The following is a 23,180-nucleotide window of genomic DNA, read 5'->3' on the forward strand; positions in this document are numbered from 1 at the left end:
GTGTAATTAATAAGTTATAATTCTAAAGTTTTGCAGTAAGAGTAGTCAATTTGAGATGGTTAACTTAGATACCCTAATTAATTTTTTACTTTAAGTTGTAGATCGATTAATTTGGGTGTCTTTTTTTATTAATATTTGGGTGGTGTGATTAGTGAGGCAATATATAATAAGGAGATTATTGTTATTTATACCAATAATATTTGGAATATCTTTTATTTTATTTTTTTTATATGTATCATCTCCTGGAGACCCATTGAGTGGGATAATTTCAACACAGCCTAGTATAACACAAGAGAGGATAGATGAATTAAGAGTTTTATACGGACTTAATGGAAATATCTTTGAAAGGTATTTTAACTGGTTGAAAAATGCTATTAGATTTGATTTTGGAGTTTCGCTGACATTTCAGAAATCAGTTAGTTCTGTATTGGGTGTATACATATGGAATTCATTTTATTTAAATGTTCTATCCTTTCTATTCTCAATTTTTGTTTCAATACCTCTTGGTATATATATTTCGACAAAACATGGGAAATTATTGGATAAATTTTTATTGACGTTTTCACTTTTGTTTACTTCGTTACCGACATTTGTTTTAGGAATAATTGCAATAAAGTATATTGCACCAATTTTCGGATTACCAATTATAGGCATGACGACAATTGGTAGTAATTACACAGGAATTTCCTATGTTGTGGATGTTATGTTTCATACTATTTTGCCATTTGTGATTTTAAGTTTGTTTAGTTTAGCAGGTACTCTCAGGATAGTTAAAACATCTATGCTTGAGATAATAAAACAAGATTATATAAGAACTGCTAGGGCAAAGGGAGTTAGTGAGAGAGTTGTTATATACAAGCATGCTTTCAGGAATGCATTGATACCACTTGTGCCTACAATTGTAGGAGGTATTGTTGTATTATTTAGTGGTTCTATAATAATCGAGCAGGTTTTTGGTTGGCCTGGAATTGGTAATATAACTTATCAGGCTATTTTAAATAGAGATTATCCTTTGTTAATGGGAGCTGCTATGTTTTATGCTGTTTTAACTATTGTTGCTAATTTGTTAACAGACATTGTCTATGCTGTAGTTGATCCTAGGATAAGGTTGAAGTAGGAGGTAATTTTGTGAGCTCAAATAAAAAATTATTTGATGAAGACAAGATCGAAGATATCAAAGAAACTAAAGTACATTCCCCATATGGGATAGTGTTAAAGAGATTTTTAAGTGATAAGCTAGCTATAACAGGATTCATTATGTTGATATGTATTCTGATCCTAATTTTGATAGTTCCTTTTTTTATGAAGGATCCGTCAGCTATAAATGTTGCTGCTAAAAATTTACCTCCATCTGTTGAGAATATATTTGGGACCGATTCACTGGGAAGAGATGTTTTGGCGAGAGTTTTAGAAGGTGGAAGATTTTCGTTTTTTGTTGGATTTTTTGCTACAGTTATATCAGTCTGTTTGGGGACATTACTTGGTTTAATTGCAGGGTATTATGGTGGTATAGTGGACATGATTATAATGAGAATCGTAGATATTTTGATGAGTATACCTACTTTGCCTCTGCTTATAATATTGGCGGCTTTCTTATCAGATTTAGAGGTAAATCCACAATATAGGATTTATATAACATTAGGATTATTGGCATTTATATTTTGGACCACCTACTGTAGAAATATTAGAGGGATTGTACTTCTTTTAAGGGAGCAAGAATACATGCAAGCGACAGAGGCTCTAGGGTTTTCTGTGTCTAGGAAGCTATTTAAACATTTGCTACCGAATGTATTGCCATATGTAATACTTTACGTTGCTACTGGTCTTGGTAATATGATGATTTTTGAAGCAAGTCTTAGTTATTTAGGACTTGGTGTACAGGCTCCGTATGCTTCCCTTGGAAATTTGTTGCAGACGACTCGTAATTTTTTTGATTTGACAAGAAGAGTGTGGTTATGGATTCCTCCTACAGTTTTGTTGTTTGCATCAGTACTATCTATAAATTTAGTTGGTGAAGGTTTGAGAAATGCTATTGACCCAAGACTTAAGAGGTAGGAGGAGTTTTATGAATAAGAAAATAGTCGAATTTAAAAATTTATCAATTTCCTTTAGAGTTGATGATGGAATAGTTAAGGCAGTAAATGATGTAAGTTTTGAGTTGAGAGAAGGAGAAGTACTTGGTATTGTTGGAGAGTCTGGTTGCGGCAAGTCTGTTACCTCTATGTCTTTAATGAGACTCCTACCTGTTCCTCCCACTGTGTATAATTCTGGAAAGATAATCTTAAATGGAACTGATATTTTGTCATTATCTGAAGAAGAAATGAGAAACAAGAGAGGATCAGAGGTAGCTGTGATTTTTCAAGAGCCTATGACATCTCTTAATCCTGTTATGAAAATAGGAAAACAGATAACTGAGGTTATGTTAGTTCATCAAAAGATATCTAAATATGATGCTAAAGGTAAAGCTATTGAGCTTATAAAAACTGTAGGAATTCCAAGACCTGAAATCATATTTGAGTCATATCCTCATGAACTATCAGGTGGTATGAGACAAAGGATAATGATTGCAATTGCACTTGCTTGCAATCCTAAAGTACTAGTTGCTGATGAGCCTACGACGGCTTTGGATGTTACGATTCAAGCTCAAATTCTGGATTTGATAAAAGATATGAAATCCAAGTTCGGTACATCTGTGATGATGATAACTCACGATCTAGGTGTTATAGCAGAAATGGCTGATTATGTTATAGTTATGTATGCTGGTAAGATCGTAGAAAAGGCTAAGGTTATAGATATATTTAAAAATCCTAAACATCCTTATACTGTTGGACTTATGAAGTCTAAACCTTCATTTGATAGTAATGGTGAAAAGCTATATTCTATACCTGGTCAAGTTCCTAATCCCATGAATTTACCAAACTATTGCTATTTTTATGATAGGTGCAGTATGAGGAATGAAAAATGCAAAAGAGGTATACCAGAGTTAAGGGCTTTGGGTAATTCTCATTATGCTTCTTGCTATTTATTAGATGAGGAGGTAAAGTAATTGAATGAGAATGTTGTACTAGAAGTTAAAAATCTAAAAAAATATTTTCCTATAAGAGATGGTGTCTTTCAAAAAGTTGTTGGAAATGTTAAAGCTGTTGATGATGTATCCTTTGAGGTATATAAAGGAGAAACATTTTCGCTTGTTGGAGAATCTGGTTGTGGTAAATCAACACTTGGAAGAACAGTATTGAGGTTACTTGAGAAAACAGAAGGGCAAATAAAATTTAAAGGAATTGACATAAATGATATATCCAAAAAGGAAATGAGAAAATTAAGATTAAAGATGCAGATCATATTTCAAGATCCATTCAGTTCTTTAAATCCTAGAAAAACGATTGGTGACATAATAGGAGAGGCTCTAATAGCACATAAATTTGTAAATAATAGGAAAGAGTATTATAATAGGGTACATGAGGTTATGGATGTTTGTGGTCTTGCAAGATATCATATGAAGAGATATCCTCATGAGTTTTCAGGTGGTCAAAGACAAAGGATAGGTATAGCGAGAAGCTTAATTTTGAATCCAGAATTTATAGTTGCGGATGAACCAGTATCAGCATTGGATGTTTCTATTCAATCTCAGATCATTAATTTGTTACATGAGTTTCAGGAGAAATATGGGTTTAGTTATCTTTTTATTTCTCATGATTTGAGTGTAGTAAAACATATTAGTCATAAAGTTGGTGTTCTTTATTTAGGTTCGTTAGTGGAGATTGATAGTAAGAGTAGTTTGTATGATGAGCCACTACATCCTTATACGAAGGCTCTTATATCATGTGTGCCATTACCTGATCCTGAAAGAAAGGTTGAGAGAATTATTCTAAAAGGAGATATTCCAAGTGCTACAAATCCGCCGTCTGGTTGTAAGTTTCATACTAGATGTCCATACGTAAAGGATATTTGTAAAATAGAAGTTCCTATTTTAAAACAAGTCAAGGATGGACACAAGGTAGCTTGCCATTTATATTAATTGATGAGTATGTGCAAATAATTTCAGTAATTATAAAATTTTGTAATTATGATTACTGAGTTAAATAATTTTTAATTTTTTTGGAGGTTAATTTTGAGAAAGAAAAAATTAATTGGTGTATTAGGATTAATACTAGGATCTATGTTTTTTATGGTTTCATGTTCCACTGGCTCAGGAAATAGCAGTAATAGCAGTGGCAATAATGCTGGAGTTATTTCTGAGAATAATAGTGTATCGCTTGTGAATGGGACAGGTCAGTATGATAAGTCTACACAATATTTGTTTGGTACGAGTTCAACATCTGCTGTTCCTCTTACAGCACAAAATAGAAAAGATACTTTAGTAATTGGTACGATTGCTCCTAATGGCGTATTCAATCCATTATTACATGATTCGGCTTATGACAGAGATATTGTTGATACTATTTGGTCTCCTCTTCTCGAAATAGCTGCTGATGGATCAGTGATCTCAGGTATAGCAGATATGCCAGAGGTGACAGAGGATGGTACAAAATATACATTTACTTTGAAAGATGGAGTTAAGTGGCAAGACGGCAATCCAGTAACGTCAGAAGATATTGAGTTTACGTTTAAGTTTATAATGGACAAAACTTATATTGGAAGATTTGAGAGAGAAAATTTGGATGTTGTTGGGTGGACAGATTACAGAGATGGAAATTCCGATAATATATCTGGATTTGAAATAATTGACGATAAGACATTTACAATAACTATAAATTCTGCAAATGGAAAGACGATGAACTATTTCACAGATATTAAACCTCTTGCTAAGCATGTATATGGTGTTGATTATACTCAAGGTAATGCTAAAGATTTAGATAAATACAATAGAACTCCATTTGGTAACGGAGCTTATAAGTTTGTTAGTTATAAAGATGGAGAGGAAGTCGTTTTAGTCGCTAATGAAAATTACTACAAAGGAGAGCCTAATATTAAAAATTTGGTTTTCAGAGTAATAAATGAGACAAATCAAATTCTGTTATTGCAGAATGGTGATATTGATATAGTTAGACAAAATGTAGTGGTGAATCAGGAAAATTTAGATATTTTATCTGAAATGGGACATGTTAATGCTGCTATAACAGAGAATCTTGGATATGGGTATATTGCTATAAACCATTCAGAGAAATCAATGCAGGATTTGAACGTAAGGAAAGCATTAGCATATGGATTAGACCGTGAGGCTGTTGTTGCAGCTGCATTTGGAGGACATGCAAATGTTATAGATGTTCCTCAGTCAAGTGTGTCTTGGGCGTATCCAGAAGATGGAACCTACACTAAGTATAACTATGATCCGGAAAAGGCAAAAGCTCTTTTAGAAGAGGCTGGATGGAAAGTTGGAGCAGATGGAATAAGAGAGAAAGATGGAGAGAGATTATCTCTTAAATTCTTGGCATCATCTCCTAATTCATTAAATGATGTTTTAGTTCCTATAATGTTAACTAATTATAAAGATATTGGTATAGAAGTTAAATCTGAGCAAATGGAATTTAGAACGTTGATAGAAAAACAGAATGAGGCAAAAGACGGTAAGTTCTCTTATCACTTGGCATTTTTAGCTTGGAGCTTAACTCCAGATCCAGATCCATCAGATGTATTTGGAACAACTGGTTCAAGCAATAGAGTTATGTATTCAAATCCGGTTCTTGATGATTTAATGAAGAAGGCTTTAAATGAGATGGATAGGAATAAGAGAGAAGAGCTTTATACTGATGTTTATAAAGAGCTTTCGGATGATTTGCCATACATATTCTTGTATCAAAGGAAGAATATGGATGTATATCTAACTAGAGTTAAAGGAATTGAGGAGATCACTCCTTATAGATCACTTATACAAGATATACACAAATTGACTTTAGAGTAATAAATCTTTTTAGGTGCCTTGTTGGAATAGTTCGTTTTCCAAATATTCCAACGGGGTTTCGTTATTTTTTGAAAAATAATTTTAGTGAGGTTAAATGATAAAATTAATAAAAGTCTTTAATTTTGTTTTAATGATATGTATTTTAGGTCTTTACTCTTGCAACTCTAATAATTACTCTATGAAAGAGAAAGAATTAGTCTTCGAGAGTGGAACTAAGGAGTTTAACAAAAATACTCTTTATTTAAAATCCAAAAATCCAGAAAGCATCCCTCAAAAATCTAAAGATAGAAAAGATACTTTGATTATAGGCATACCTTCGCCTAGCGAAATTTTTAATCCTGTTTTTGCAGTTGCTGCTAATGACGTAGACATAAATGACTCTATGTGGTCACCGATTCTTGAGATAGATTCTTATGGAAATGTGGTTGATGGCATAGCCTATTTCCCAGAAATATCATTGGAAGATAATACTTATATCTTCACTCTAAAGGAAAATTTAAAATGGCAAGATGGCACTATGTTAACATCTAGTGACATTGAATTTACATTTAAAATATTAATGGATAAAACTTATACTGGGACTTTTGAGAGAGATAACTTTGGTGTTATGGGATGGGAAAATTATAGAGATGGATTGATCGATAACATAGAAGGATTTAAAGTAATTGATGATAGGAAATTTTCTATAACCTTTAATGCTATTAACTCTAAGACAAATTATTATTTTGAGCGAATAAAGCCCCTTGCCAAACATGTATATGGGGTTGATTATCTCCAAGGTAATGCAAAAGATATAGAAAAGTATAATAAAACTCCGTTTGGCAACGGTGCGTATAAGTTTGTAAAATATATCGATGGTGAGGAAATTAGGCTTGTTGCAAATGAATATTACCACAAAGGAAAAGCCAAAATACAAAATTTAATATTTAGAATAATAAATACCAATAATCAACTATCTCTCATTGAAAATGGAGACATTGACATTATAAGAAAGAATGTTCTTGCTGTTAAGGAAAATATGGAGCTTTTAGATGATATGGGGTTTGTTGAGGCTATCTTGACTGACTATTTGGGATATGGATACATAGCTATAAATCATAATGAGAGTATTATGCAAGATAAAAATCTAAGAAAGGCTTTGGCGTATGGGCTGGATAGAGAAACCATTGTGGAAATATGTTTTGGAGATTTTGGAACAGTACTAGATATACCACAGAATAGAAATTCTTGGGTATATCCTAAAACGGAGAGCTTTGTTAAGTATCCGTATGATAAAGAAATGTCCATAAAACTTTTAGAAGAATCCGGATGGAAATTAGGCTCAGATGGCATTAGGGAAAAGGATGGACAGAAATTGAGTCTTAAATTTTTGAGTAGTACTCCGAATGATGTGAATGATATACTCGTACCAATTATGATAAAAAATTATAAAGATATAGGAATTGAACTTATTGTAGAACAGATGGAATCAAAAACTCTTCTTCAGAAACAGGAGGAAGCAAAAAATGGAAAGTTCTCTTACCATTTAGCGTTTTTGTTTACACCATTTGCTAATCCGGATCCAGATTCATCGTCCAGATTTTCTACAAATGGTCCATCGAATAGAATAGGATATTCAAATCATAAAGTGGATGAATTATTATCAGATGCTCTCAAGGAAATGGATTATGATAAGAGAAAAGACGTGTATGAAAATCTATATGTAGAATTGTCCGATGATTTACCTTACATATTTCTATTTGAAAAAATGAATATGGATGTTTATTCAGCAAAAGTTAAAGGATTTGATAATGTGAGTCTATATAGATGGTTTACGAAGGATTTAGAAAAATTGTATTTTGAATAAATATAAAGGCTATCTTGTAAGTTAAGATAGCCTTCTATTATATTGTTATGATTGGACGAATCTGTCTATTGTTTAAAGCCTCTGAGATTGTGTTTATAATCTTTGAATAATCTGCCACTAAGGAATTTGGTTTTTTATCTATGTCATCTTGTATCATTGGTGAGAAAAATATATTCTTTGTGTTTAAGAGAGTTGCAATATTTTTAAGAGTTAGTCCTAATGAATCATTAGAGGAAAGTGAAATGACTAAAGGTTTATTTTGATTTCTTAGAAAGGATTTCATAGCCATAGTCACTGGAGTATCGTTTATACCGTTTGCAAACTTTCCTAGTGTGTTTGATGTACATGGTGCAATAAGCAATAAATCTAAAAAGTTTTTTGGTCCAATTGATTCAGCTTCAGAAATCGTTTTAATTATAGGATTTTTAACTTTACTTTGTAGAAAGTTTATTGTCTCATCAGGATTTATAAATCTATTCATAATATTTTGAACGTTGAATGAGAGAATGGGAAATATATCAACATTGAGCTCCAAAAGTTTTCCAATCAATTTAAATGATTCGCTAAATGTACAGAAGGAACCTGTTAAAGCATAGCCTACTTTTAAGCCGTTTAAATTTTGCATAAATTACCTCTTTGAATATTAATAGAAGAAAAAACCTATATAAAAAATTATTCTACATACTTTAAAAGGTTACTTTAAAAAAGATCGCCTTTATCTTAAGACGATCTCTTATAAATGTAAATATTAAATTTCTCAAATTCCAATTTTGATATGAGTTTAAATCCATCTAATGAAATATTGAGTTTGATGCTTCTATTTGTTTCGTAAGATTTAGTAAATGCATTTTTGACTTTTGTCAAATGGATTTCGTCATAATGTTCATTGAAGTATTCATAAATTTTTTTTCCACCTATAACAAACATCTCTTCACCTTGAGACATATGGATTATGGAGTTTATGTTTTTTACAATACTATAAGATCCATCTAGTGGATTAGATAATGTGCTAGAGACTATTATGTTTTTCCTATTAGAAAGAGGAATATTTTTCAAACTTTCGAAAGTCCTTCTCCCCATAACAACGGTTTTGTTTAAGGTTTTTTCTTTAAAGATTTTTAAATCCTCAGGAAATTTGTAAATGAGATCATTATTTATTCCAATGGAGTTATGCTTGTCTATACATGCGATGAGGTTGAGCATAATATCCTCTCCTTATATTGCAATTTCAAATTTTATTTGAGGAGATTGAAATCTATAATTTTCAATTGTAAAATCATCAATTGTAAAATCATAAAATCCATTTTTGTTTGTATCCAATTTCAAAATAGGTTGCTCTCCTAACGGCCTTTCCAAAATAATTTTTGCAGATTCGAAATGTCTATCATAGATATGTAGATTATTTACAATTCTCGTAAATTTACCTGGCTTTAAATTGCATGATCTTGCAATCATCATTTGCAAGGCGACATATTGTATACAATTTATGGATGAAGCCACAAGAAGATCAGAGCTTCTTTGAATTAGCATAAGGTCTAAAAATTCATCTCTTACTGAAAATAAAGATTGAAATGCACATGGTTTAAGTCCATCACTTTCATCAAAATCCTTTTCTTGCCACAAATTAATTATGTGACGTCTTCCATATGGATCATTGTGTATTCCGTCTAAGAGTTTGTTAATGAGATCGTATCGTTTTACAGTTTCTCCATATCTAATTCCAATAGTTCTTGGATGTGATTTACTTTCCCATTCATCCCACCAATGGATATTATATTTATTTTTCAAAATATCCAGATTTGAAGTTTGGTCTTGGTATATCCATAAAATTTCTTTAATTGCATTCTTTATAGATATTTGCCTTAGTGTTATTATTGGGAATTCATTTTTTGATATATCGTAAGTTTCATTATGATGAGTTATAAATTTTGAAAAGGCGGGAGTGCCATCTTTGTATTTTGGGCGTGGATCTTTATCATAACAACCATTACTTAAAATTTCTTTAATACATCTTTTGTGGTATACATCAGCAATACAAACCATTTTATTTTAATCTCCATTATTAAAGTTTTAAATATATGCTAATAGATTGTAATATTAATTTCAATGTTTAATGATAAAAGAATTAATGAATATTTGAAGGAATATATTTAATTTAATGCTTTTACATTTTTAAATTCAAAGATGACAAATTTTTGAGGTGGTAATATGGAATGTTGTTTGGTAATTGATATTTCTAAAATATGTCTAAAAATAATGACAGCAATTCTTAGAGAAGGTAAAATGTTTATCCAAGAAGTGCACAAATGTTCAAAAATAGCTATGAGAGGTAAAGACTCAAATTCTATAATAAATATTGATAAGATTATTAAAGAAATAGAAGATTCTCTATTGAGTATAAAGGAAATAGGGTACGATATAAAATCTATTTCTGTAAATTCTTCAATAATGGATTTTGTATTACTTGATGAGGATAATAACTTAATGAATGATATTTTGTTAGATTATAATCTGAACTCGAGTTATTTAAACAAGATAGTTAATGAATTAGGAAGGGCACACATATATAGAAAAACGGGAATAAGCTTTAGATCTAATAACATTGTCTATAGATTAATGATGTTTAAAGATTTATATCCAGAGAAATTTTCAAAAGTTAGAAAAATCTTATCCTTCAGTGATTATATAAATTACAGGTTAACAGGAAATATTTTTAATGAAAGGATAAGTCTTTCTCTAACTCAATTTTTTAATTTTAAAAATCAGAATGTAGATTATGATATTTTAGATTATCTAGAATTAAATAGTAATTTGGAATTTAGACTTATAGATTATGGTAAATTTATTGGTGAGAGTAAAGAGGGTGGGTGTATTGTTATATCTCCATATGGAAACAATATAACATCTTCATTCTTGACAACTAACATGGAAGATAAAAATTCCATATTTATAGTTAATTCTTACGAAGGAGTAATAGGGTGTACGGAAGATTTTTCTAGAATGTATTTAGAGGGACTTAAATTTGATTTTAATCATCAGTTAGTTAATACAAATCTTGTAAAGATATTTAAGTATGTACCGTGTTATAGATTCATAGATGAGTTTTTGAAAAACATTGAGAACAGTTATATGATGCAAGATTTGTTAAAATTTATTAATGAGGATAAAGCTATAGATTATATAATTGATTTTGATAGCGATATTTTCAAAAATTCAGCAGCCTTATTGAATGTAGTAAAGTATTATTTTGAACTTAAGTTAAATGGCTTACCGGATGCTATATCTAACTTTATAAGAATTGTATATGATAGCTTTGCTGTATATTATAAAAAGTGTATAAAAAATATGGAAAAGCTAACTGGAGGAATATTTGATAACGTCTGTATAGTTGGAGATTATATTTCAAGTGATTCATACAATCAATTTATAGCTGATGTAATATCTAAGGATATAGAGATTGGACCAAAGGATTCTGGGATAATTGGGAATGCTGTAAATCAATTTATAGCATTAGGGATTATAGAAGGTCCTCTTCACGGATATAGAATTTTACAAAATTCGTTTGGGTATCAAAAGATTAAGTACAGTGGAAAGAAGATAAATTATAAATATCTTGAAAATATAGTTTAAGTTAAAAGCTACTCTTTAAAATGGGTAGCTTTATTTTTGTATTTGGAAATAAATTGAAAAGGATATAGATTTTTGTGAAATTTATATGGTACAATTAAATTTGAATTTATTTATGTGGAGGATAGTTTCATGAAGAAATATGTGACTAAAATTCCAGGTTCGAACCACTATATATACAAATTTGGTTTTGGAACTTACGATATTTTAAAGCGTGGATTAAGTACAGAGAGTATAAAAGAGTTGTTGACAGACTTTGTATCAATGGGAGGGAATGTTATTGATACTTCTAGATATGATGTTGGCACTAGGAAGAATGAAGTTGAGGAATCACAAAAGTTGGTAGGAGAGTGGGTTAAGGATCACCGTAAAAGAGAAATTTCATGTATAATTTCTAAAAGTAGTTATCTCTTGAATGATGAAGGGAATAGGGACAATCTCCTTAAGACTGATTTAGAATTTAGTCTTAAGAACTTGAATACGGATTATTTAGATGTCTTTTTGGTTAATGGAGATAATGAAGATGTCGATGTGTCTGTCGTTATTGAACAATTTGAAAATTTAAAAAAAGAAGGTAAGATTTTGAGTTATGGTTGTTCGAATTGGAAGCCATATAGAATAAGACAAGCTATGGAATTTGCTAAGGAAAATTCCTTTGAAGGTTTTACTGTTAATCAAATGTTGTGGAATATAGGTTCGAAGTATATGAATCCTTTTAAGGAGCCTAATTTATATGTTAAAATGAATAGTAATATGATGCAGGTTCATAAGGAGTACGATATTCTTGCTATGCCATATAATGCTTTAGCTAATGGTATTTTTTCTAAATTGTATATAAGTGAAAATGAACCAGGATTTATAGATATAGAAGCTTTGAAAGAAAATTCTCCATATTATACAAAGTTGAATTTACAAATATATGAGAGGATGAAAGAAATAGGTTCCAAATATTTAGCAGCTCCTGGTTGGGTGGCTCTTGGGTATTTGTTTAATCAGGAAATAGAGACTTGTTCTATTTTATCTTGTGGAAGTTTAAATCAACTTAGAGAAGCATTTGAAGCGGTCGATAGACTTTATACGCATGATGATTTTAAATATATAGATATTTTTGAAAAAGAAGTAGCGTTTGTATGAAATATATGAATGTTTGTCAAGATGAATTTTTTATCTGATTTATTAAGATAATAATGATTAATTGAGTTGTAATAACCTTAGCATACAATTAAAGTTTTGAAGTGAGGTATTTGGATACGTGAAGAAGATTTTTATGGATATAAAGAATCATAAATTTTTTGTGATTTTTGTTATGTTCTTCATTTTAATTATTTTATATAAGTTAGCGGACTATACTCCTGTGATTTTAGGAGGTTTTAGAGATTTTGGATTTAGATTACTGGGTATATGTCAACCTATAATTATTGCTATGATTCTATCTTATATATTAAAGCCATTAGTTAATCTTATTGATAAGATGTATTTTAAGTTATTTTATAAGATAGATAAAAATCAAAATCCATTAGATGTTGTTTCTGAAAAACAATTTTCAAGAGTTAGGTTACTAACTGTTTTATCCGTATTGTTGACGTTGATAGGATTCATTGTGATATTGGTTTTCTTTATATTGGAACCACTTTTGAACAGTTTGAGGTCTTTAGTTAAAGAAGTACCATCATTTATAAATATTGTGAATAGTGGGTTGAGTGGATTTGAATTAGACCCTGAGTTTGTATCTCAAGTTGTTCAGAAGGTAACGGGATTTTTTACTACTAATTTTTCAAACTTATTAAATACGTCCATATCAGCATTAACATCTTTTATTTCCAATACAGGAATTCTTATATTCAATTTTGTGATTGCGATAATTTTATCAGTCTATATACTGAGGAGCAAGGAAAAAATAGCACGGTTTTTTTCAGTTTTATCGGATATTGTTTTCACAGAGAGATTTTCCAAGAAAGTAAAGGAGTTTTCTATTAATTTCGATAGGGTGTTTGGAGGATATTTTACTGGAGTTATAGTTGATGCGATACTTGTTGGATGTTGCTCATTCATATTAACTGCGATAGTAAAGAATCCATATGCTGTTGTGGTTGGTGTAGTGGCTGGAATTTGTAACGTTGTGCCTTATGTTGGACCTCTTGTTGGAGCTTTGGCAGGGTTGTTTTTAGGATTACCAGCTAGTATTACTACAGCAGTTTTAAGTTTTTTAGTGCTTATAGGATTTCAACAGATTGATGGTAATATTGTTCAACCTAAGATATTAGGGGAGTTTGTAGGGCTACCGCCATTAGTCATTATTATGTCAATAATAATAGGTGGTGGGCTATTTGGTATTATTGGTATAATAATTGCATCTCCGACTGTGGGTGTAATCTCACTTTACTATAAAAAATATCTAGAGAAGATTGACAAGAAGATTTAAGTTTTTACAAAGAATGGTTTGATTTTGTGATCAAACCATTTTTGTTTTTTACAAAAATATGATTTTGCGATTTTAAATTTTATGGGATTATAAGATTACAAATTAATTTCAAAATATTGAATAAAATCTTTAAATATGTTAATATATTGTGTACGAATCATTGATAAACTTTTAAGAGGGAATTATGAAAAAGGTTAAGATTTATTTATTCTGTAAAGATAGATTAGTTGAGTGGGAAATCAATAGATTTCAAGATAGTATGGTTGAATTTGTCTTAGATAAATCAATTACTATGTTTTCAAGAGATTATAACATACGGTTTGAATTTGAGAATGGACATTATAAGCTTAAATCTTCTTACGATATGATTGTCACCTATAAAGATCAGAATATAAATTGTAGAACAATCTATGATGGAGATGTTTTGATTTGTAATTTTCCTCATGAAAATTCAAAAATTATTTTATTAATACAGTTTGAAGATGAGATTAGTCACGTATTTGGAAAATTTAGTTTGATGGGATTTGACAACATAAAAATTGGTAAAGGAAAAAACAATAATATAGTTTATGATAACTCAAATGTGTCAGATTTCCATGTCGTATTACAACTTGGTGAAAATCCTACCGTAGAAATTGTTGAGGGGACTTTAGGATGTTATCTTAACCAAGTGAGGGTGAGTAAGTCCAGTATAAAATTTGGAGATGTAATATTCTTATATGGTTTAAAGTGTGTTTATTTGGGTAACTGCATAGCTGTAAACAATCCTAATAAAAATGTTTATTTAAATCTACGAGTTATTGAAAAAAATGAAATCGATACTTTACTTCCTAGAAAATTTACAAACTTCAAAGCAAGTTCTACTGACATAGGAAGACATTTAATGGATATGGGAGAAGAAAAAAACATAACTGTAAATCCTCCGTATATAGATTTCAAAATTAAATTTAAGTTTTTGTATTTTGGTATTTTGCCGATTATTATTGTAACATCGAGCGTTTTGTTATTTATAGGGGTGATGTTTGTAGATTTATCCTCCATAATATATTTGGGTTCATGTGGATTGCTGATTTCTATTTTTATTTTGATTTATGGAATTGTTTCTAATAAATCTGAAATAAAAAGAAATATTAAAAATTATAAGTTATACCTAGATGGGAAATCTAAGAAGCTTACGTTAATAAGAGATGAGAAAGTTAAGGCACTATCTAGAAGGTATCCGAAAGTAACTGATTGTTATAGAGGAGTTATAAATTTTGATAAGAAGATTTGGAATAGGAACATAGCTGATAAAGATTTTTTGAATTTGACAATTGGTCAAGGTAATTTGTATTTTGAGAATTTAAATGTTAATTCTAATGTGATTTCAAATTTATCTAAAGAGCATGAATTGTATAAGGAATATGTGGAAATAACGAGTAACTTTAGGATAATTAGAAAAGCACCAATTACGATACCATTGAGGGATATCAATAGGATTGCAATTGTTGGTGATATGAGTACTTTGTATGATGTTGTTAAGGATTTCTTGGTGCAGCTTACGGCATTACATTCTTATAGGGATTTAAAGATAGGAATTTTGAATCCGAAACAGTATGATGAGGAGCTAAATTATGTTAAAGAGATTCCTCATGTTTATTCTGATGATAAAGACTTTAGGTATATATCCTCTGGTGATAATGAAATGGTTGATTTGATTTACAATATAAAGAGAATTGTGTCAGAACGTGAATCTATGTTATCACAAGATTCGAATCGAAAGTTTAACACCGAGTATGTCATCTTTATATTTTATGATTTTAATCCTATCTTAGATTCATTTTTGGATTATATGAAAAATGTAGATAGTAAAATCGGTATATCATTCATTTTAGTTACTATACACGATAGAGTTGTACCAGATTCCTTTAAGTATATTTTGAATATTAGTGAAGATACACAAACTCTTTATAAAGTTCAGGAAAGCGGAATTAAGAAATTGGTTCTGTCCCATGAGTATGCAGATATATCGAATTTAATTGATGTGGACAAATACGTTAATGAGTTATCTAAAATTAAAATTTTCGATAACTTTGAAGAGATAAAGAAATTTGAAGATAAGTCTATGTTTAATATGTATTCTATCTCGAGGACTGATGAATTAGATATAATGTCACGATGGGATAATAATAGTTTGCTTAACTTGAGAGATATACCTGTAGGAGTTAAGTACAATAGGTCTATATTTTCTGTTAATATGCATGCAAAACATAATGGTCCAAATGGAATAATACTTGGAGATAGTAGCACTGGTAAAACTGAATTTTTGAGAACTTTTATTTTATCATATTGTATAAATTTTCATCCTAATAATTTTAATTTTATAGTAATTAAATCTAACCATAATACAAAATTAAATTCTTTCATTAATATGCCACATGTTATAGATATTTTGGATAAAGAGAGTGAATCTGAACTAAGTAGGTTTGTCTTGTTGATAAAAAATGAAATAAATAAGAGACAGATATTATTTGACAGTGTGAAGGTTAGAGATATAAATGGATATTTAAATGTTTATAAAAATTATGATGACTTGTGTATATTGCCATATATAACAATAGTTATTGATGACGTACGTAGTTCAGATTTAGATTTAATAAAAGAGTTAACGAGTTTACGTGATCACATGTCTACGGTAGGTATTTATTTATTGATTGCTACTAATGATTCCAGTGCTTTTGTTGATGATTCAGGATTTTTATTATCTAAATTTGATTTTAGGATATGTTTTAGGCTTTCTAATTTAAAACATATGTTTGCTTTACTTGAAGATAGTAATGTCTCAAATCCGAGAGGAAGTGGAATATTTAATGTTAAGTTTTCGAATTTGTCTGTAGTAAAGAATGTTGAGGTTGCTTTCTCAAATGTTGAGCAAGATATTGAAAATAGTAATGAAAATTTAGACATAATTAATAACTGCGGATTGATAATTAAGAAAATAAGTAGGGTTAGATATTTAAATAATTCGAAAATTCAGTATTTGGCAGTTATCGATAAGATTAATGAGTTGTGTGATAATATCGAAGTTAATGTTACGTCTATTTTTAATTCTTCTTTGAGATATTTAAACCTTCAGCAGTTACCAGGTTACAGTAGTAATTTCAATGGATTTATGTGGTGTGAATCTAAGAATAAGTGTTCAGCAATAATTGGAATTATAGATGATCCTAAATATCATTTGCAAAGATTCTTAGAAGTGAATTTTGAAAATTTAGGCAACTTGTTTGTTTACGGATCGCCTGGTACAGGTAAGAGTACCTTAATTAAGACGTTAATTTATTCGTTATGTTGCGAGTACAAGCCTAGTTATTTAAATATTTATATAGTTGACGCTAATACGAGGAATATGGATTGCTTTAGTTACGCTCCTCATGTTAAAGATATGGCTTATACGAAAGATGAAATTAATGCATTGTTTAAAAAGGTATTGGATGAATTTGATCTAAGACGAAAGATATTTGAGAATTTAGATATCTCTTCTATAGAAAATTATAAGATCAAGACTGGTGAACAGTTGCCACATATATTGTTGGTTATTGATAGCATACAAGACATATCTAATAGCGTTTGGGATTATAGCAATTTTATAAAAATGTTAGCTAGAGATGGAAAGTCATACGGTATATTTGTTTGTGCAGTTTCACCTGAATACGACGATGTTGAGGAGAAGCTTTCGGAATATTTTAACAATAAGTTTGTATTAAGGTTGAACAATAAAAATTTGTATAAGAAAATATTAGGTGAAGATTGTGTTGTAAGCTCAAAGCTTAAAGGTAGAGGACTTATTTGCTATAATGACAATAGGGGAAGTAGAATTTTAGAATTTCAGATTGCTGTTCCTATGGAGACTCAAAATAATGTTGACCTTAATAATAGGCTCAAGTATTTATTCATGCAGATGAGAGATATAAATAACAAGATTTACGAGTCATCATATATTGGCAAAATGTTAGATGAGGATGTGAATTATAATGAAATTAGAGATGAAAATCATAATTATTTAAATGAAAGTAAAAGAATATCTTTATCTCAATTTATAAGTGGTGGAACTAGAATACCCAAGTTAACGATCATTACTTATGATAGTATTGATAATAACAAAAGAATTATTAAGAAATTTTTGGAGATATTTAACAGTAGTAATTTTAAAAGTTATATGTTAGGGGATACAAGTTCAAATTTTAAGGGTGAGAAATTTTATTGGTATAGTGGTGTGAGAGAAGAAATATCTCAAACCATTAATTGGATTACTGATATTTCACTTAAAAGAATTGAAGATAAAGAATTTGACCTAAGAAATGAGGAAAAATTATGTATCTTTATATCGAATTTGGATAATTCTTTTCTAGAGGAAAGTATAAATAAAATTGTACAAAATGTAGTTGAATGTGAAAATGATATAGGAGTTTACTTTTTTGTATCTTTAGATGATAATAATTATTCGCAATATAAATTACTAGATATATTAAACTCTAATCCACAAAATGGATTAATTATTACTTCAAATGATAAGGATAATTTAGATGAGAATTTTGTAGCGATGTATAAATCTGAAAAAGTTCCTGTTATGATAGATTAAAATTTAGGAGTAAAGGCTGATGATTTATATACAAGTTTACGTTCCAGATAAAAACAAGACATATGATTTCAAAATATCAGATCAAGTTAGTGTTTTGATTTTAAAAAGCTTAATACTTGAGGCAGTATATAATTTAAAATATGATATTGAATTTATTAAAATGAACTATTTACTTTTGAAATTCCATGATAATAAGAAATTGGAAGATACTTTTATAATGGAAGACTATGCGATTCACAATGGAGAAAAATTTTTATTAATATAGACATATAAAGGCGTGCTATAATTTAGGGGCATGCCTTATATTTTTTAATCATATTTTAATAATATAATTTGTTTTAGGAGGTTTTAATGAGTAATATAAAAAAAATAATAATATTTGTATTAATATTTAGTTTTTTAAATTGCACGTTTTTGTTTGCTCATGAAAAATCTAATTTTGGTGTACAAACAATAAATATACATAATAAGGGTGAAATAATATATTTAATGGATAAAAATGGGAATATAGTAAGATTGAGCAGTGAAATGGATGATATAGCGTTTGATAATTTGATAAATTTTTCTACAATAAATGCTAGTGGGTCAGAATTTATTAATCCAATTGAAAGTGATGAGATAATTCCATATTTAAAATTTAGTTTACCTTACGATACAAAAGTTAAGAAAATATGTGGTAACTTTTTCTTGACAATGGATGGGCGGGTTTTTTTATATACTGGAAGGAACCCTAGGTATTTAATTGATGTATATAATGTCGAAGATATAAAAACCTTGAGTGATAAGGTTGTTGTGTTATACAATCAGGATGGAACTGTTAAAATTTGGAGCAACGGGAGCAATGGAATAAGTGGGTTAATATTTAAGGAAGAGATACTAGATGCTGTTGTTTATGATGATGATATTCTTCTTATAATAAAAAAGGATGGTAAAATTGTAGGAATAGGAGATGGATTTAATAGAATTTCATCAACAGTTTCCACTATTGTCAATGCTAAAAAATTTATAAAAGAAGAGGAAAATTTATATATTTTGACATTTGATGATGTAGTTATACCAATATATGAAAAATACTTTAAAGCTCCTAAAGAATATCTTTCGAATATTTCAAATATAGTAATAGATAAATTTTCTACTGAAGCAAACAATTTTTATAAATCTTACTTCATAACTACTGATGGTAGAGTTTATTACCATGTACAAAGCGACAATGAAATAAGTAGTTTTAATAAAAATAAAATTGAGTATATGAATACCTTTGATAATGTACAAAATGTTTATGAATCTGGATATTTAACTATAGTTCTTCATCGTGATGGTTCAATAACTATACCTTACGACATAGAACATGAACTAAATGGTATAACTGACGTGTCTGACGTTATTTTACAAAATCAAAGTTATGTTGTTTATTTAAATGATGGACAAGTTATAACTTCGCTTGAAAATTTTGTGTTAAATAAAATAGATATACCAGTTATTGATAACGATGAAGAAATGACAATTTGTAATTATTTGAATAAGATGTTTGCTAATATTTTGAATAGGTACATTAATGATGAAGAATTCGAAAATCTACAATCTTACATATTAACTAGTAAATCTAATTTTGAGCAAATTATAAAAGATGTATGTTTGGATAGAAAATTTGTAATGCTAGATAAATCATATGATGAGATTATCAATAATCTATATAATTCAATACTGAATACTTTTCCAAGTGAGGAAGAATATACCCATATCAATATTGTAATCATTGAAAACATGATTAAAGAGGATAGAAATAAGTATGAAATTATAAATTCAATTCTAGATTATATCTTTGAAAATCCTATCTTTGAAAATATATCTAGTAAATTTGTACAAATGTAATTTTGAGTAAGTTGAATCTGTTGAAAATATACTATATATTGTTATTTGAAGTGTAAAATTATGATTTGTTATTGGTAAGGAGTTCTATTATGAATAAGGTGATTACAATTGGAAGAGAATTTGGAAGTGGTGGTCGTGAACTTGGCAAACGTATTTCAGAGCATTTACAAATAGCTTACTATGATAAAGAAATTGTAACTGAAATATCAAAAAGGACTGAGCTAGCTGAGGAATATGTCCAAAGTATAGTAGAGAATAAACCAAGAATACATTTTCCTATTACAATTGGAAATAGTTTTTATCCTGTTTTCAATCCAGTTGTAGAGTATAGTAATAACATATATGTTGAGCAAAATAATACTTTAAAAGAAATGGTAGAAAGATCTGATTGTGTTATAATTGGGAGATGTGCAGATTATATTCTCAAAGATTATAGTCCATTTAAGATATTTGTTTATGCAGATATGCAATTTAAGATTCAGAGATGTATGAATAACGCTTCGGAGAGTGAAAATTTATCTGAAAAGGAATTAAGACGTAGAATTTTAGAGATAGATAGGAACCGAGCTCGGTATTATGAATTTATTACTGATAAAAGATGGGGAGATAAGAATAATTACGATCTCTGTGTGAATACGTCTAGAGGTTCTATAAGTAAAATAGCAAAATTCATTGCTAATGTTTTTATGTAGCTATTTTCGAATTGACACATACAGTTCGGTTCTTGTACAAGTATTTGAAATTTAACAATGAAAATTTAAAAAGTTGCTAAGGAATGACTTAGCGACTTTTTGTTTTTTGTGGGAGGTGTGATGGGATGTATGGATGTATGGATGTATGGGATATGTCCGGATGGACAAGCATCAAACTTTTGAAAAGGTGTAGAAGGAGTTTGGGAAACACGTGGATGGACAAGCTACTAAACTCGTGGAAGATTTGTGTGAGATACGTGTGAGGACAAGCTAGAACTTTAAACTAACAAGGTGTTGAATGGTAATATATCAGGGAAGGAGTATGAGGTTAAGAGAGGAACCGTTACTAATGGTAATGGCGGTAATGATGTTAAATTACAGGATATATTTAAAGATGTAGATCCGGATGAGATAAAGAAATTAGGAGAAGGAACATTTAAATTTACTATTTCACGTGGTGCAGGAGATGCAGTAACGATAGAANTAAACTCACTTGAAGGAATTGAGAGAGAAATTATAATAGATTTTTATTTAAAGAAGAATTCAATAAGCCATATATCAATAAATAAGAATTATTCTGATCGATATTTACGTAACATAAGAAATAAAGCACTTGATAAACTTTCATTATATCTAAATTAGTTCCGTTTTAGTTCCGAAATTGTTCCGAATTTAGTTCCAAAATTGTGCCATTTTAGTTCCGTTTTTTTAAGGAATAATGTGATAATATAGTAGTGGTTAAAAATATATGGATGATAAACACTTACTGAAAGGCATCATATGATGTCTTTTTGTTTTATGTATTGAATGGTAATATATCAGGGAAGGAGTTAAAGTCGGACGGAGGTAAGAATACAAAAACAAATCCTACTGGAGCCAATGATTTAACTATGGAGGTAAGGAATATGTGATGGATAGTTTTACTTTCAAAACTGCTCAAAATGCTACAAATGAGACGTTTAAGATAGCGGGAATAGATATTGAATTAGATATAAATAAAGCTAACTTAAATGCAAATAAAGGTGTTGTTATAACATTTAATAACGAGGTAGTTAAGGAAGAAGAAGGAATAAGATTACAAGTAGGAGCGAATAGGGAGCAAATGATAGGATTGAGTGTGGGTAACATGAGGAGCAGGGAGTTAGGGCTAGGAAATGGAAACTTTTTATGAACTGACAATTTTATTACACTAAATTATATTACTATTGAGCTAAGTATATTATAATCTACAGATGTATTTGGACATATTTGATATACATAAGGAGTTGTTTGTTTTGAAGAAGTTACTCATAAAGACATTGATAGCAGTTAATTTATTTTCATTTACAGGTTTAAGTGTACCATTAGTTCAGAGACCAGTTGTGGTACAAGCTCAATCTATAGTAGAAGCCCTAGGCAATCCTACAGTGTATTATACACCAAATGGAAAATCTTTTCATTTAACAAAGAGTTGTTCAAGGTTATCGAGGAGTAAAACAATTTATAGTGGAGCTTTAAAAGATGTAATTTTGAAGAAATCAGATCCGTGTGATTTCTGCGTTAAGATTGGTTCTTCCTCTAATACTACTAATACCACTCAGTCCACATCAACAAGTGGTAATAATCAATCATCAAATAGTAATAGTCAATCTACTAAGGTTACAGAGAAGCCAAATGTTAATAAGGAGGAATTAGATTCTTATCTTAAGGATTCGTATACTAGAGCTTTTGGAAGAGACATTGATCAGGAAGCGTTAGATTATTGGACAGGTATGTTTACAGAAGGTAAAGTTACATTTAGGAGTTTTATTAGTGTATTGGTTAATTCTTCAGAATTTCGAGAAGGTGTGAAGGATGCTACTGATACAGTGAAGAGGTTATATGGTTTGATATTTGTTAGGGAAGCAGATGATGAAGGGATAAGATATTGGACTTCGAAACTTGGGACTAATTTTAAAAGTAAGATTTCGAATGTAGCTAATGGTATGACAAGTAATAAAGAGGCTAAGGATATTACTACTAAGTTAGGGGTTTTATATTAGAAATAAATTGAGACAGACTTTAGAGTCTGTCTTTTTACTTTTCAAGGTGTTAAATGGTAATATATCAGGGAAGGAGTATGAGGTTAAGAGTGTTAAAACTACAGCTAATCCAAATGGTACATTAACTGAAGATAAACTAGGGGTTATAATGGCAGAAGTAACAGGAGATAGTTTAAGACC

General features: G+C 29.7%; 19 protein-coding genes. 16 read left to right on the forward strand and 3 right to left on the reverse strand.

The genetic code is table 11. From position 1 onward, the window contains the following. The first annotated feature begins 151 nt into the window (after positions 1-151). The 6 genes from AALI31_RS01725 to AALI31_RS01750 all read left to right on the forward strand — a co-directional run bounded on the left by AALI31_RS01725 (position 152) and on the right by AALI31_RS01750 (position 7,748). Positions 152-1,117 (forward strand): ABC transporter permease, encoded by a 966-nt coding sequence (locus AALI31_RS01725; RefSeq protein WP_489884806.1) that lies wholly within the window; start codon positions 152-154, stop codon positions 1,115-1,117. An 11-nt stretch (positions 1,118-1,128) separates the two neighbouring features. Further along, complete coding sequence (locus tag AALI31_RS01730; protein ID WP_489884807.1) at positions 1,129-2,055, forward strand: ABC transporter permease; 927 nt, start codon at positions 1,129-1,131, stop codon at positions 2,053-2,055. Positions 2,056-2,065: 10 nt separating this feature from the next. Beyond that, entirely contained in the window at positions 2,066-3,046 is a 981-nt protein-coding gene (locus AALI31_RS01735; RefSeq protein WP_489884808.1) for an ABC transporter ATP-binding protein, read from the forward strand. Next, positions 3,047-4,018, forward strand: coding sequence for an ABC transporter ATP-binding protein (locus tag AALI31_RS01740; RefSeq protein ID WP_489884809.1), 972 nt, complete (start codon positions 3,047-3,049; stop codon positions 4,016-4,018). It begins immediately after the preceding gene. Positions 4,019-4,111: 93 nt separating this feature from the next. Continuing rightward, positions 4,112-5,902 carry an ABC transporter substrate-binding protein gene (locus tag AALI31_RS01745; RefSeq protein WP_489884810.1) on the forward strand — a complete coding sequence of 597 codons (1,791 nt, stop codon included), beginning with the start codon at positions 4,112-4,114 and terminating at the stop codon, positions 5,900-5,902. A 94-nt stretch (positions 5,903-5,996) separates the two neighbouring features. Beyond that, the gene (locus AALI31_RS01750; RefSeq protein WP_489884811.1) at positions 5,997-7,748 is read left to right on the forward strand and encodes a peptide ABC transporter substrate-binding protein; all 1,752 of its coding nucleotides are present in this window, start codon (positions 5,997-5,999) and stop codon (positions 7,746-7,748) included. A gap of 37 nt (positions 7,749-7,785) precedes the next feature. Here the strand turns inward: AALI31_RS01750 and AALI31_RS01755 are convergent, their stop codons facing one another. The 3 genes from AALI31_RS01755 to AALI31_RS01765 all read right to left on the reverse strand — a co-directional run bounded on the left by AALI31_RS01755 (position 7,786) and on the right by AALI31_RS01765 (position 9,791). After that, positions 7,786-8,373, reverse strand: coding sequence for a dipicolinate synthase subunit B (locus tag AALI31_RS01755; protein ID WP_489884812.1), 588 nt, complete (start codon positions 8,371-8,373; stop codon positions 7,786-7,788). Positions 8,374-8,468: 95 nt separating this feature from the next. After that, positions 8,469-8,951 (reverse strand): dihydrofolate reductase, encoded by a 483-nt coding sequence (locus AALI31_RS01760; RefSeq protein ID WP_489884813.1) that lies wholly within the window; start codon positions 8,949-8,951, stop codon positions 8,469-8,471. 12 nt (positions 8,952-8,963) lie between these two features. Next, entirely contained in the window at positions 8,964-9,791 is an 828-nt protein-coding gene (locus AALI31_RS01765) for a thymidylate synthase (RefSeq protein ID WP_489884814.1), read from the reverse strand. Between the two features lie 165 nt (positions 9,792-9,956). Here AALI31_RS01765 and AALI31_RS01770 point away from each other — a divergent pair, with 165 nt between their 5' ends. From AALI31_RS01770 to AALI31_RS01815, 10 genes are all read left to right on the forward strand, one after another. After that, positions 9,957-11,378, forward strand: coding sequence for an FGGY family carbohydrate kinase (locus tag AALI31_RS01770; protein ID WP_489884815.1), 1,422 nt, complete (start codon positions 9,957-9,959; stop codon positions 11,376-11,378). 129 nt (positions 11,379-11,507) lie between these two features. After that, entirely contained in the window at positions 11,508-12,509 is a 1,002-nt protein-coding gene (locus AALI31_RS01775; RefSeq protein ID WP_489884816.1) for an aldo/keto reductase, read from the forward strand. Between the two features lie 118 nt (positions 12,510-12,627). Continuing rightward, the gene (locus tag AALI31_RS01780; RefSeq protein WP_489884817.1) at positions 12,628-13,797 is read left to right on the forward strand and encodes an AI-2E family transporter; all 1,170 of its coding nucleotides are present in this window, start codon (positions 12,628-12,630) and stop codon (positions 13,795-13,797) included. A gap of 184 nt (positions 13,798-13,981) precedes the next feature. After that, positions 13,982-18,415, forward strand: coding sequence for a type VII secretion EssC family protein (locus tag AALI31_RS01785; RefSeq protein WP_489884818.1), 4,434 nt, complete (start codon positions 13,982-13,984; stop codon positions 18,413-18,415). A gap of 19 nt (positions 18,416-18,434) precedes the next feature. After that, positions 18,435-18,680 (forward strand): hypothetical protein, encoded by a 246-nt coding sequence (locus AALI31_RS01790; protein WP_489884819.1) that lies wholly within the window; start codon positions 18,435-18,437, stop codon positions 18,678-18,680. A gap of 86 nt (positions 18,681-18,766) precedes the next feature. Beyond that, complete coding sequence (locus tag AALI31_RS01795) at positions 18,767-20,287, forward strand: hypothetical protein (RefSeq protein ID WP_489884820.1); 1,521 nt, start codon at positions 18,767-18,769, stop codon at positions 20,285-20,287. Positions 20,288-20,376: 89 nt separating this feature from the next. Next, a complete protein-coding gene (locus AALI31_RS01800; protein WP_489884821.1) occupies positions 20,377-20,979 on the forward strand; it encodes a cytidylate kinase-like family protein in 603 nt (200 codons plus the stop codon). A 125-nt stretch (positions 20,980-21,104) separates the two neighbouring features. Further along, positions 21,105-21,242, forward strand: a complete 138-nt coding sequence (locus tag AALI31_RS01805; RefSeq protein ID WP_489884822.1) for a hypothetical protein — start codon at positions 21,105-21,107, stop codon at positions 21,240-21,242. 644 nt (positions 21,243-21,886) lie between these two features. After that, positions 21,887-22,150: a hypothetical protein gene (locus AALI31_RS01810; protein ID WP_489884823.1), complete on the forward strand. Its 264-nt coding sequence runs from the start codon at positions 21,887-21,889 to the stop codon at positions 22,148-22,150. Between the two features lie 103 nt (positions 22,151-22,253). Then, a complete protein-coding gene (locus tag AALI31_RS01815) occupies positions 22,254-23,000 on the forward strand; it encodes a DUF4214 domain-containing protein (protein ID WP_489884824.1) in 747 nt (248 codons plus the stop codon). The last annotated feature ends 180 nt before the right edge of the window (positions 23,001-23,180 follow it).

This window comes from Anisomitus miae (SeqCode), assembly GCF_054906395.1.